We start from the raw sequence: 12,746 nt of genomic DNA on the forward strand, positions 1-12,746 counted from the left end.
GGCGGGATGCGGGTCTTGGCTATCCCCACCCGTCTGCGACGCGCCATGAGGAGCTCCGGGGGGAGCTTGGATCGCACTGCGCACGTGGCGTACCTGCATAGCTTCGTTGAGGTGAGACATGATGCTGTTTGATGACTTGAAGGACCACGAGTGGGAACTGGTCGAAACGCTGTTCGCCGAAGAACCCCAACGTAGCGAACGCCGCGGTCGTCCTCGCGTCGAGGCGCGCGCAGTCGTCAACGCGGTTCTGTGGGTCCTGTCCACGGGCGAGGGCTGGTCGAAGCTGCCGGGCCGCTATCCGTCGCCGCCGACTTGCCGCCGCCGCTTCGACGAATGGCAGTCTGACGGCACGCTGAGCGAAATGGTTCGCCTGCTGGCCTGTGCCGGACGCCAGGTGTCACTGCGCGGCCGTGCGACGGCTGCCTCGGTGAAGCCCGTGGTACCGCCGAGCCGCGATCGGCTGCGCGGCGCGTTCTGGACCAATCCGGAGTCGTGGCGCGCGCCGGTCAAGATGGCCTGAGGTCGCCGCAACACACACGGCGGCGGCCAACCGCCGCCGCCCGCCGCCAAGCCAACCAACCAACCGCCTCAGCAACCGGTCCGCAACCCGGGCCACGGCCTGCCCTATAGCCGCCGTACAAGCCGCCCCACCAGCCGATCCAGCAGCCTGCGCAGCAACCGGTCCATCGTGGCCTGACCACCGGCCTGACTCGTTACACGCTCCAACGCCCGCATCGCGGGCGTTTTGCTTTTCCGCCGCATCGCAGCCGCCGCATCGCAGCCGCCGCATCGCAGCCGCCGCATCGCAGCCGCCGCATCGCAGGCATCAAGGCGCCGCATCGAATGCGTCGCTTGTACTCGCCGCCCTCCGCCGTGCTACGTGCAGGACGGCGGCCACCGCGATCGGCACGCAGCCAGGCGCGCGACTGAAGGTAGGCAGCGTTTCGGCGGACCGCCACGCCGGCCGCTGGCAACATGGTGGTCGGAACCCCGGCGCTGCGCGGCGGCTCGCATCCACATCGCAGCGCGAGCTGTCGATGCGTTGGTGCGTTGGTGCGTTGGTGCGTTGGTGCGTTGGTGCGTTGGTGCGTTGGTGCGGCAGATGGGTTGATGCGCGAACCGGCGCCGCAGCGGCGCGACGCACGGCGATCTCGGCCTGCTTCCTTGCGAAACAAACGCTTACCAACGCTTACAGCCTTCTTTTGCCCATTGTCTAGGCTAGATGAAAGCGCACGATGCAGATGCGCAGTCGGAGGCAAGGATGCGCTACGGGAGTCAACCAATCAACACGGAGCCGCGCGTGGCGCGGCGCTTGGATCGGGATGCGGTGACCTGGCCCGCGCCCCGCTTGCGGGCGGAGCACGCCTGGGCGTGGCCCGCAGCCAGCGGGGTGCGGCGCGCAGTCGCCCACACGATACTGGTAGCAGCTACGTTGCTGGGAATGGTCGGAATGGCGGCGACGCCCGCCCAGGCCCAGCTGCACGGCCGCTGGCCTGACGGCCCGCACCGTGGCGCGTCGGAATCGTTGCGGCCCGACGGGGAGCGGGAAGCCGGCAGACGTGCCGAGGCAAACGTGCCACGCGGCGATCTCAGAGCCGATATCGCCAACAACTCGCGCAACGCCAGCTATCGGCCCGGTCGCTGACAAACCATCGGCACCGACCGTTGGCACGAATCTTCCTAAAGAACCGTCGGATGCGTGTACTGGCCGCGCGTCATCTGCCAGCCCGAGGGAAAGTTGCATTCCAACAAGGGCTTGCAGTGTTTTCGGGGCCAGCGCCTTTTACTTCTGACGGAGTTCTTACAATGAAAAAGACGAGTATTGCTCTGCTGATGGCGCTTTGCGGTGTGTCCGGTGCCGCGGTCGCACAAGATGCCGGCATGTCGCCGGCGCCGAACACTGTGATTTCGAGCACCGATCCGGCGCGTGCCGCCGACATCGAGCAACGCGCCCAGGCGCTGCAGTCGCGTCAGGGCATGAGCCCGGTTTCCGATCGCAGCTACCGGCCGAGCTCGCATCGCCATCACCGCCCGATGCACCGTCAGTCGCAGCGTGTGACGCCGGATTCCGGCAACAAGCAGTAAGCATCGTCGCCCCTGGGCACGTGCGACGAGCGTCGGAGCGCGGCCGGGGGCTTCCCTGGTTTAGATGTGACTTGGTTCCGCGTGCGCCCTCGTTCCAAGCGCGCACCAGCGGGGCGCCATCCGGCTACGTGCCGTGCAACGTCGCGCTTTGACAGATCAAAGATTGGAGCGCAGTCGAACACGCCTTTCCGGCGCTTCCATTCCGCTTCCGTCACGCTTCCGCCGCCGAAGGAAAGGCTGGCTTCTTGTGTTCGGCTTCCGTCGGAGACAGTCGGATTCAATCCGACTCCGCCCTCCCTCAAGCATGCTTCGGCTCGGCGGCAACGGTGCCTGCGCGTTCATGCCCGTCCTTCGCGCCTTCATCTGGCGCCTTTGCCTTGCTCCCCCGGAAGGCGCCATGCTTCGGGTATAGTTTCGCCCCAGCCTCGCCTCTACAGGACCGCAACGTGAGCCAAATAGAATTCGATATCGAGTGGACCGATCGTGCCCTCGCCGCCGTCACCGCACTCTATAAAGGCGGCGCTGGCGGTGGCAAACCTCAGGCCCGCGGCAAGCCGAGCGGCGCGGGTGCCGAACCGCCCGCGATTGGTCTACCGCCGCTGGAGTGCTGTCCCGCAGAGGGCGACGTGATGTTTCTCGGACCCAAGGGTAACCAGCAGCCGTTCATCGTGATGGAACGGCAATATCACCACGAGGGCGGCGACGACTGGACGATTGTATTGATACTGGATACGGCGGAAGACGCGTAAGTTGGCGCCCTCCCCCGCGTCTGCTCGCTGAGGCGCTGGCGTTCGCGTTGCCCATGACATGCGAGCAGCATCCCCGCTATGGCCGGGCGCTGAACGGTTTCGACGCACCGTGCGTTGCCAGCAAGCGCGGCGACCACCGACACGACGCCCGGCGTACCCCCATGCCTCTCGGCATGCGTGAGGGACAGCGCGCCAAGTCGCAGCCGTAGCGCGAATCCGCCATCGGTCCTGCCACTCGCTCAGGCTAGCGCCTGAGCGGAGGTTGGCATCAGAGGATGCGGCCGCTTTGTCGGCGCAGATCGCGTGCGCCGCGGCGGGTGCTCCAGCGTTCGCGATCGGCCTGGCCGTCACGAGCGCCATCGGCACCCGTGTAGCATGCGACCAGCACGCCGATGACCAGCATCAACGCCCACATCCAGTACGGCATCAGATCGATCATTTCCATCTCCCCATGGCGTCGTGCTTATGGGGCACGCTCGCCTAAGCCATCAGCCGCCCCTGCGGCGTTTCAACAGATCAATGCGCCGGCACCCGCGCACAGCGCTTCATGCACTTGACGTACGCCCACCGTCGGGATCACGACCTCGCCACTGTCGCCGCCGGCATCGCTCGCCAAGAACTGCGCCGATGTGTTCATGAATGCGCGGCGGATTATGGCCAGGTTAATGTCAAGATTTGTCATTATTGTTAAGGGCTTGCCGCCTCTTTGTTATTCATGGCACGCGTTGCTTCGTCGCCGCCGGTGCCGTCAGTGCATTGTCGCTGCCGCGACCTGCACTTCATACAGCAAAACCTGTACCAGACTTGCTTTGCGTCATGCCTGGCGTTGCTGTCGCGCCGGTCGGTTACGGCCGCTCGGACCCGCTCGTCGGGGCGAAAAAAAACCGCCCGGAGGCGGTTTCTCACTACGCTTGGCGCTCAGTGGATTTGCTCAACGCATCTGATCTGCCAGCAGGCGCAGGATGCGATCAGCCTGCGCCGATGCATCGCGCTCGCTGTTCGCGCCGATCACGGCGATCCGGGTTTGCGTCGGCGTCAGTGCCCGCACATTGATCCGGTATTGAATCGCCTTCTTTTCCTTCTTGCCGTGGAACAGTTGGTTCCAGAACCCCTGCGCTGCAGTGCCGAGGTCGTTCGGATCGACATAGCGCACGAAATACAAGCCACGCTCGCGGTCGCGGTCGTCGACCGTGAAGTTGGCCCGATCCAGCGCCAAACCGGTGCGCAGCCACGCGCGATCGTACCCTTCCGGCAGCGTGATCTGATGGTCCTCGATGTCCACCGCGCCCGCGCCGAGCGGCGCCGGCGTGGCGGCGGCAGGCGGCGTATTGGCCACAGGCTGCGCAGGCGACCGCTGCGCGCCGGCCAGACGCTGATTGCCCGCATTTTCGTTACGCGCCACGGTTTGCAGCAACCGCTGCAGGTATTCGGCTTCCAGGCCCGGATCGTTCGGCCGTTGCCGCCACTGCGAATTCTCGTTGGTCTGCCCGGTCAGCACTTCCTGCATGCCCTTCTGACTGACGAACACGTAGAAACCGCCCTGGGGGGCCGACTCGATCCGCGTGCGATAGCGGTTACGCTCCGCGGTGACGTAGGCATTATCCAACGCCTTTGAAATCGTGTTGCGGATCAGATCCTGGCGTACGTTGGCGCGGGACTCCCGCCAGTCAGTCTCCATCACGCCACGCTGCGACGAATCCTCGGCCAGCACGAAGCCTTGTTGCTGCCAGAAAGTGCGAAGCAGTTCCCACAGTTGCGCACGCGGCATGCTGCGCACCAACAACCACCGCTGGGAGCCGTCGCGCTGCAGTTGCACGCCGCTGGCCGTCGGCAGGACGTTATCGGTGGATACCGGCTGCGCCGATTCCTGCCGCTCGTACGACGACAGCGACGTCTCGCCACCCACCGGCGGCAGCGCCCGGGCCTCACGCGCCTCGTCGATCAGATTTGGCGGCGTGGCCATCGAATCCGTCTTGACGCGCGTCGTGCTTTTGTAATCGATCGCAGTCGGGTTCGGCGCGCTGCATCCGGCGACCAGTCCCACAGCCAACGCCGCGGCGCAGGCACGGCCCAACGAAATACGGGAAATGCTGAGGGAAGTACGCTTCATGAAGTCGGTCGGATCGCCAGAGCACGAGAAGGGATAACGCCGGGCATTGTAAGGCCTGGGCGTGCGCGGCGCAAAAACCGTCGTCCCTCAAGGCGATGCCAGCGCCGTTGCGCGCCGCTTGCGGCGGCGCCCGGGACGTGAGAAGCACCGTTGTCGTCCCGCAATCACGGGGAAAACGACGCGTTGCGCGTCGTTCGGACGGTCACAACTTGTAATACTCGCAGGTCACGTCACGTCACATTACGTCATGTCACGTCGCGGCCCGCGCAGGCAAGCCTGTCCCGGTCTCTTGGAACCGCGTCGTCTGGCGGTGCGCGCGAAGCTCGTATGCGGCGCCACCTGTGAAGCCACGCAGGCCGCCAACCCCACACCCGCCTGCCATGCGGAAACGTCGCGCCGTGCCACCGTTGTCGGGTAACGGTGGCACGGCGGGGATCAGGCGCCTTGCAGTGCCGCCGCCGACGAACCGCGCGCCACGCGAATCGCGCCGGCGGCCTCTTCGCGTTTGCTGACCCATTGATGCGCCCATTCGGTCACGAACGACCGCGCGCCGTCCACGTCGGCAAAGGCGGGACCGATAAGTCCCGAACGCTCGATGCGCTCGCCCTGGTAGTAGATCGTGACGCTCGCCCGGTAGCGGTCGCCGCCGTACTGGGTGACTGCGGGTACATAGGTGTAGTCAGGATAAAGAATGTCGCTGATCTGCATGGTGTTTCTCCATTTGCCCCTGGCGCCGTCCGGAAACGGCACACGCCGCGCGTCGTCGTGACGCAATGCAACAAGCCACGCAAGAGTCATACCGGTTCTCAAGTCGCGCAAAGGAATTTTCGAGTCCATCCATCGGCGCAGGGTCTTGCCGCGCCACCTCGACGAAACCGGGCCGTATGCCCGGGTTCCGTCTGCAACGCCGGCGCCGCCAATGCGGCCGAGCCGCCCCACCAGACGAATCATGCTGCGACGCAGCAACGACATCTGTGCCATGCCGCGCAGAACAGCGGAAATTGGCGTTGCAACGGTTGCCAGTCTCCCGCGGGCGTATTGCCTGCTTATGTCGACGCGCTAGACCTTATCGGGCCGCGGTAATCAACCAGCTGGGCAATCGGAGCCCGCCACAGCAATGGCTCGCGGCATGCAGCATGTGACTGTGCGCCTGTTTGGTTACCGCCAACCGGACCCCAATTGTCGAACTGTCGGCACGGTGGCGCACACTTTCGGACGCCAGCGATTGATACAAAGTTTTTGACAATCTAAGCTGCGCGTTACAGGATGCTGCCGCGGCCAGCCACGCTGACCGCCGCCGTCTGGCATCTGCCGGCATTCCGCGCAGACGCGCGTCGGGCGGCGAGCGACGCCCCTGTTCCAACGAGTGCCCGCGATGAATGTTTTTGCCCGCGACGACCGGCCTTTCCGCCCGACAGTGGATGACGTCGACGGTCGCCGCACGCTGCACTACGGCGAATTGACCCTGTTCAGCGCGTTTGAACCGGTGCTCAGCGTCTCGCACATGCGGCCGGCCGGCTACGAGGCGCTGCTGCGCGCGCACGATCAGGCCGGCCAGGCCGTCGCGCCGCTTTCGGTATTCACGCAGGCCGCGCGGCTGGGCGATTTGCTGGAGCTGGACCGGCTCAGCCAGTCGCTCCATCTGGCCAACTTTCGCGGCTTGCAGCGGGATCACGAGTGGCTGTTCCTGAACATACACCCTGCCGCGCTGGCCGACTTCCGGCACGGCACGGCGCTCATCGAGCAGATGCGCACACTCGACCTGCCGCCCCAACGCGTCGTACTGCAGGTGGTCGAGCAGCCCAATGCCGACCCGCGCCGCCTGGTCGAGTCGATCCATCTGCTGCGACGTCACGGTTTCTTGATTGCGCTAGATCACTTCGGTGCCGGACATTCGAATATCGACCGCGTCTGGCAGTTGCAGCCCGACATCGTCAAGCTGGATCGCGGCATGGTGTTCCATGCAACCCAACACGCGCACGTGGAGCGCGTGTTGCCGGGCCTGGTGTCACTGCTACATGAATCGGGCAGGTTGGTGCTGATCGAAGGGGTGGAAACCGAGCACGAGGCGCTTATTGCGATCGAGGCGGGCGTCGATTTCGTGCAAGGGGCGTATCTCGCGCCAGTCGGCACGGCGCCGCCCAGCGCTGGCCAGGTGCTGCAGGACATGGATGCGTTGGCAGATCGATTGCGCGACCGCGACGCGGCGCGGGCGCAGGCGCGGGAAAGCGTGATTGCCCCATACCGCGCCGCGCTCGCCGAGGCAGTCACCCTGCTACGCGGCGGCGCGACGCTGGCCGATGCTTGCGCCGGCTTGCTGGCCCTGCCCGAGGCAGCGCGCTGTTTCCTGCTGGACGAGCGAGGTCGCCAGCTCGGCGCGAACGTCATGCCACGCCGACCGATGCGGCAACGGGCCCGGCGCTTCATGCCGCTGGTCGATGCGACCGGCGCGCGCTGGGACCGACGCCCTTATTTCCGCAGCGCGCTGGATTCCCCCGGACGCATTGCGCAGACCGCCCCGTACCTGTCGATCAACGAAGCCCACCTGTGCGTGACGCTGTCGGTTGCCTTCGCTCCGACCGCGCACCAGGGTCTACAGGTGCTATGCGCGGACATCGACTGGAGCGGCGTCGATCGCCGCGACAATCTGCCGGCCGCGATCAATTTCGGCGCGTTCTCTGCCGTCTGATGTCACTCGACGCAACGGCGGCCGACTGACTCAACAGGATCGGCGCAAGTTCGCCGACCAATCCCTCGCGCGAGATCACCAACGCGCGTACGCCCGCATGGCCGAACAGCAGCTCGGCGCGCGCCCGCGCGGTCAGGCGTTGCGAGATGTCGGGTTCGACCACCATCAGACCCTTGCAGCACGCGTTGAGGCGCATGCGACGCAAGCGCAGCCAGGCGCGCAGCCCAGGCTCGGACGCCGGCACCGCTGGCCTGCCGCACTCGAGCAGTACGAACGCGCGGTCGTGCGCGAGCAGCGCATCCGCTTCGCGGCACCACCGGAACACCGCGTCGGCGTCCGGATAGCGCATCGCGACGATGGGAAATGCCGAGGTATCGAAAAAAGCGCTGGCATGCGGCATGGTCGTTCCGGTCGCGAGAGGTCGAGCGCTCATCTTATTGCGAATGGTTTTCATTTTCAATAGGAGATGGTGCCTGTCGCTTCGCCTCCTGCCGCCGCCGTTCCCCACGCCCGGAAGGCGCGGCTTGCAATACAGAACGCCTGGCTGGGCGCCTTGACTCCTCCGCCTGCTTGTACTCGCGCCGCGCTCGCCTCGCACGTTGCCTCTCGCCACCTACCCGTGTCTTCACGGAAGTTGCCCGTGGCTTGCCCGCGGCGTCACCGTATCTCGCGCGCCGCTTACCTGCCGCTTACCTGCCGCTTACCTGCCGCTTACCTGCCGCTCATCTGCCGTTTACCGCCGCTTACCCCGCCTCTCGCCCACCTGTCACTCTACCGGCGCGCCCCGGCCCGCCGCATCCCGAATCCGAGCGACGCGGCTGGCGGACCAGCTCATGGACTTAGGCCGTTGCTCGCCCAGCGCCGCTGCGGGTGCGGGTGCGGGTGCGGGTGCGGGTGCGGGTGCGGGTGCGGGTGCGGCAAAGCGTACGTCGACGGCAACGGCGCCCACGGCGACTTCGTTCGGCCCGGTGCCGCCGCCCGAAGCGCCGGTCTGCGTCCGCGCCCCCGCTACCGGTCCCGCGCGTATGCGGTGCGGCCTGGGCGGTTCAAGGCAGCGCGAGGATCACACTCGCCGGATTGAACACCGCGCAGGCGTGGTCGCCCGTCGCCAGGCCGAGTGGCGCGACACCGCTGCGGCTGACCATCGCGGTCAACGACTGGTGCGACGAGAGCGCGAGCGTCACTACACAGTTGACCGCGCCGTCATCGATGCGGGCAACCGTGCCGGCGAATCGGTTCGGCGAGGCGATGCCCGGCAACGATGCCAGCTCCCCGGCGAACAGCATGACCGCGCTGGCCTTGACCAGCGCGCACACCTCGCTGCCGGGTTCGAGCCCCAGTCGGGCAGCGCTGTCGTGCGTGATACCGGCCGTCACCATGCGCCCCTCGCCCAGCGACACGGCTACCTCGTCGTTGACGGCGCCGGGCCGAATCGCGGCCACGGTGCCGTACCACGCATTGCGCGCGCTGGTGCGCAATCCGATCCGGCGCACCAGCCGCCAGTCGTCGGCAGCCGCCTCTCCAAAAGCGGCGGACGCCCGTGCGAGAAACTGACCGTGTTCGCGCGCCAGCGTGTCGAAGACGCGGACGAGACGCTTGCCAGCATCGGTCAGCGCGGTACCGCCACCACCGCGCCCGCCGATCGCGCGCTCGACGAGTGGCGCACCGGCCAGGTTGTTCAGCGCGTCGACCGCTTCCCAGGCAGCCTTGTAGCTGAGTCCGACCTGCTTCGCCGCGGCGGTAATCGACCCAGTCTCGTCGATGGCCGCAAGCAATGCCACCCGTTGCCGGCTGAAGCGGGCCGCCCCCCCGTCGGTCAGCCATAGTTCGCCGGCAAGGTCGAAGGTCGGTCGGGAAGAATCAGTCATGCCGCGCATCTCCATGAGTCGCAATGTCGAAGGAGTGGTGAATGATCGACGGGCCGGTGAGCGTCTGTCTGTCGACTGCCGCCAAACAGACCACGTTGGGTGAGACGGGAGGTGCACCGGCTTGCAGCCAGCGGTCGGCCAACACGCCAGGCATATCGTTTGCTCTACCCTCGTGCCGCTCAACCACTGACCGGTCGACAACTTCGAAGGAGAACAAAGATGACCATCGGTACCATCCTGCTGATTATCCTGATCCTGCTGCTCATCGGCGCCTTCCCTGCATGGCCGTATAGCCGCTCGTGGGGTTACCGGCCGACTGGCTTCGTCGGCATCATCCTGATCATTGTCATCGTACTGTTCCTTATGGGACGCATATGACGGGCGCGGCGGCAGACGGTTTTCAGGCAACCGTCCGCCGCCGCTTCGTATGCGGTCAGCCCACTAAAAAAAGCACCATTGCGTGTCCCGATGGCAGTCAATATCGCGGGCGACCGATCGCCCGAGGCGACCGGCTGTTCCGACCTCGATCGGTCAGCGTCGAATCCGCCGAACAATTGCAACTGCCTGGCCGAGTGCATACGCCGGTGCAGCCGCGCGAATATTCCACTATCGACAAGCGCCTAAGGCCCAAGCGCTGCGGGTGCCGATTGTTCCGCAGGTGCTATTGTCGACTGCCTCCTGACGCGGCGATGACTTTCCTGATCGTTGCGAATCCTCATTTTCCGCTTTCGAACAGCGCACGGTAGAGCGCTTCGCGTGCCCCTGGACTGACGAGCGAACGCTATCATGCCGCGCGCCTTCGCCGGCGTTACCGACAACGGCCCGAATCGACGAGGCCGCCATTTCCGACTGCCTGACCGAAGTATTGACGGACCGTCGTTCATTCTCCAAAAACTTCGAGCCGTCGCATTCGTCCCGTTCGCCGATCTTCGCTCTCAGTCGTCCGGTTCGTCCGCCTCTGCTCTGCCCGTTTGCTGTGCGGGAGCAATGCGCCAAGGGCTTGAACGGCTTGAAGCGCTTGAAGCGCTTGAACGCCTATGACGACACCCCACAGTCACTCACTGCACGCGCTTGCGGACGCACATCACGTTGTTCCAGCCGAGGCCAGGTCATAACCGTGCCCGCGTTTGCACGCATGCGTCGGCGACCGTGGCCGACCACGCTTTGACTGCACGACGCGCACCATCGGCGACCGCATCGTCGGCGGCGACGTTAGCACTGACGCACCGGCACGTTGGGCACTTCCCGCAATGGCAGGCGACGCTCCGACGCACTGGCGGAAGCAGGAAGGACAGGACATGCTGACTATGAAATGGCAGCGCTAGGGTGCCTGTTCATCCGCGCCGGCCCGCTTGGAACGGGTATGCAGGCGACACCGGATCCGCCGGACGCGGACGCGCGTTTTAGACGCTCGCCTTGTCGGCTTCGCCAAGCGCACGGCGCGACACGCGTTTCTCGGTAGCCGCGGCCGGCCGTCGCGCGCTTGCGCCGGCGCGCGGCCCCTTGCCTGACTTGGCTACCTTGGCAGCCGCGCTGCCCTTGCTGGCCGTGGGGGCCTCGGCTGCGCCAGGTGTCCTCGACGCCTTGGGTGGCCTGGCCGCGCTGGATGCATTGGATGCATTGGAAGTCTTGCCGGACGACGCGCCACGGGCTTCGCGCCGGCTCTTGCGCAACAGATCGACAAGCCCCGCCTCGGCCGCATTGGCCACGCCGCGCCGCTTGGTACGCGCTGCCCGGCGCGATTCGCGCGCCTGCTGCTTCAGCCATTGCTTCAGGAAGGCGGCAAGCATCGCTTCGTCGTTGCGCAGGCCGCGCCGCCGCGTCGTTTCCGCGGGAACCTGCAGGGCGGCCAGCGCGCCCGCCTCGTAGGCTTCGAACACGGCAGGATGCACATAGCAGCGACGGCAGACCGCCGGCGTATTGCCGAGCCGACGCGCCACGGTTTTCACGACATCCGCGACGCTGCGGCGCATCGCGGTCAGCGTCTCGCCGGTCTCTTCCGGAAGCGCACGCAGCGCGGCCATCGCATGCACGCTGCCGGCCCAGGTGCGAAAGTCCTTCGCGGTGAACTCGCCGCCGGTGATCTCGCGCAGGTACGCATTGATGTCCGAGGAATCGACTGCGCGTCGCGTACCGTCCGCGTCGATGTACTGAAACAGCTCCTGACCCGGCAGATCCATGCAGCGACGTACGATGGCGGCCAGGCGACGGTCCGCGAGTGTCACGTCGTGCTCCACGCCACTCTTGCCACGGAAGTGGAAGCGCATTGTCGCGCCCCGCACCTCGACGTGCCGGTTGCGCAGCGTGGTCAGTCCGTATGATTGATTCTCACGCGCATAGTCCTCGTTGCCAATACGAATCAGGGTCGTATCCAACAGCCGCACGACCGTGGCCAGGACCTTCTCGCGAGGCATGCCGCGCCGCCGAAGGTCGCGCGCCACCCGGGCCCGCAGACGCGGCAGCACGCCCCCGAACGCCAGCATCCGCTCGAACTTGTTCTCGTCGCGCGCTTCACGCCACCGTGCGTGATAACGATACTGCTTGCGGCCTCGCGCATCGCGTCCAGTCGCCTGCAGGTGGCCTCTCGGGTTCGGACAGATCCAGACATCCTCGTAGGCCGGCGGGATCGCCAGCGCATTGATTCGTGCGATCACGCCCGGATCGTCGATCCGTTCACCCGATGCAGTACGGTACACGAACGCATCCCGCTCGCGCCGCCGACTGATGCCTGGACTGGCATCCGATACGTATCTGAGACCCGCCGGCACGTCCTCCGGACAGCCGGTGCTTTCGGACGCCGCTTCTGACACCTTGCTCGTAACCCGCACGTTCCACTCCAGTATGCCTGGACTGAGGCGGGCCACCCGCCGTTTCCGATCGCTCGTCCGAGACCTGCACCACGCGAGCAATTCGTGGGCCTGGACGTTCGAGGCAGAGTCGCCCGCCGCACTGGGGCAGCGCGCGGGCGGCGCTCCAAAGCGGTGCAAATGTAAAATTTCGCTACAACCTTTAGCGATTTTTACACCGTTCGGGTTGTCACATAGCTGAGCGAAAATTTCACCACCGTCTGTATCGGAAAATAGTTCCGAAAAGTCCTGAATGTCTGCACGATGATGGGTCCTGGGCTCGGTAGCAAATGCCGACATCGCACGGCGTCTGCGTGCTTTCGCGCACAGACACGAAACAGGGAAATCCCTTATAAAACGGGCATAGAACCTGCTTTGAAAAGTGCCATTACCGCCGTC

Annotated in this window: 10 protein-coding genes and 2 pseudogenes; 5 read left to right on the plus strand and 7 right to left on the minus strand. The window is 65.7% G+C overall.

Annotated elements, in window-relative coordinates:
• Positions 1-121 precede the first annotated feature (121 nt).
• The 3 genes and pseudogenes from BLU54_RS06725 to BLU54_RS24530 form a co-directional block, all read left to right on the plus strand.
• Positions 122-517 (plus strand): annotated as a pseudogene (locus BLU54_RS06725) (transposase); the annotation flags it as partial.
• Between the two features lie 1,289 nt (positions 518-1,806).
• Complete coding sequence (locus BLU54_RS06740; RefSeq protein ID WP_091906303.1) at positions 1,807-2,085, plus strand: hypothetical protein; 279 nt, start codon at positions 1,807-1,809, stop codon at positions 2,083-2,085.
• Between the two features lie 587 nt (positions 2,086-2,672).
• A pseudogene (locus tag BLU54_RS24530) lies at positions 2,673-2,834 on the plus strand (DNA-binding protein); the annotation flags it as partial.
• A gap of 268 nt (positions 2,835-3,102) precedes the next feature.
• On the opposite strand, the gene BLU54_RS23635 reads toward BLU54_RS24530, so the two are convergent.
• The 4 genes from BLU54_RS23635 to BLU54_RS06755 form a co-directional block, all read right to left on the minus strand.
• Positions 3,103-3,273 carry a hypothetical protein gene (locus BLU54_RS23635; RefSeq protein WP_170845052.1) on the minus strand — a complete coding sequence of 57 codons (171 nt, stop codon included), beginning with the start codon at positions 3,271-3,273 and terminating at the stop codon, positions 3,103-3,105.
• Between the two features lie 69 nt (positions 3,274-3,342).
• Positions 3,343-3,471 carry a hypothetical protein gene (locus tag BLU54_RS24350; RefSeq protein WP_268874506.1) on the minus strand — a complete coding sequence of 43 codons (129 nt, stop codon included), beginning with the start codon at positions 3,469-3,471 and terminating at the stop codon, positions 3,343-3,345.
• A 294-nt stretch (positions 3,472-3,765) separates the two neighbouring features.
• Entirely contained in the window at positions 3,766-4,944 is a 1,179-nt protein-coding gene (gene bamC, locus BLU54_RS06750) for an outer membrane protein assembly factor BamC (RefSeq protein ID WP_091906307.1), read from the minus strand.
• Between the two features lie 435 nt (positions 4,945-5,379).
• Positions 5,380-5,925, minus strand: coding sequence for a hypothetical protein (locus tag BLU54_RS06755; protein ID WP_091906309.1), 546 nt, complete (start codon positions 5,923-5,925; stop codon positions 5,380-5,382).
• A gap of 394 nt (positions 5,926-6,319) precedes the next feature.
• Here BLU54_RS06755 and BLU54_RS06760 point away from each other — a divergent pair, with 394 nt between their 5' ends.
• On the plus strand, positions 6,320-7,633 hold the full coding sequence (locus tag BLU54_RS06760; protein ID WP_091906311.1) for an EAL domain-containing protein: 1,314 nt from the start codon (positions 6,320-6,322) through the stop codon (positions 7,631-7,633).
• Here BLU54_RS06760 and BLU54_RS06765 read toward each other — a convergent pair.
• Positions 7,605-8,033, minus strand: coding sequence for a hypothetical protein (locus tag BLU54_RS06765; protein ID WP_091906313.1), 429 nt, complete (start codon positions 8,031-8,033; stop codon positions 7,605-7,607). The genes BLU54_RS06760 and BLU54_RS06765 overlap by 29 nt on opposite strands.
• A 646-nt stretch (positions 8,034-8,679) precedes the next feature.
• Positions 8,680-9,501 carry a TOBE domain-containing protein gene (locus BLU54_RS06770; RefSeq protein WP_091906679.1) on the minus strand — a complete coding sequence of 274 codons (822 nt, stop codon included), beginning with the start codon at positions 9,499-9,501 and terminating at the stop codon, positions 8,680-8,682.
• A gap of 219 nt (positions 9,502-9,720) precedes the next feature.
• On the opposite strand from BLU54_RS06770, the gene BLU54_RS06775 reads away from it, so the two are divergent.
• Positions 9,721-9,879: a DUF3309 family protein gene (locus BLU54_RS06775; protein WP_091906316.1), complete on the plus strand. Its 159-nt coding sequence runs from the start codon at positions 9,721-9,723 to the stop codon at positions 9,877-9,879.
• Between the two features lie 1,025 nt (positions 9,880-10,904).
• On the opposite strand, the gene BLU54_RS06780 is transcribed toward BLU54_RS06775, so the two are convergent.
• Positions 10,905-12,329 (minus strand): DNA topoisomerase IB, encoded by a 1,425-nt coding sequence (locus tag BLU54_RS06780; RefSeq protein WP_235837822.1) that lies wholly within the window; start codon positions 12,327-12,329, stop codon positions 10,905-10,907.
• Positions 12,330-12,746: the final 417 nt, after the last annotated feature.

The sequence above is a fragment of the Chitinasiproducens palmae genome (assembly GCF_900095735.1).
GTDB lineage: Bacteria > Pseudomonadota > Gammaproteobacteria > Burkholderiales > Burkholderiaceae > Chitinasiproducens > Chitinasiproducens palmae.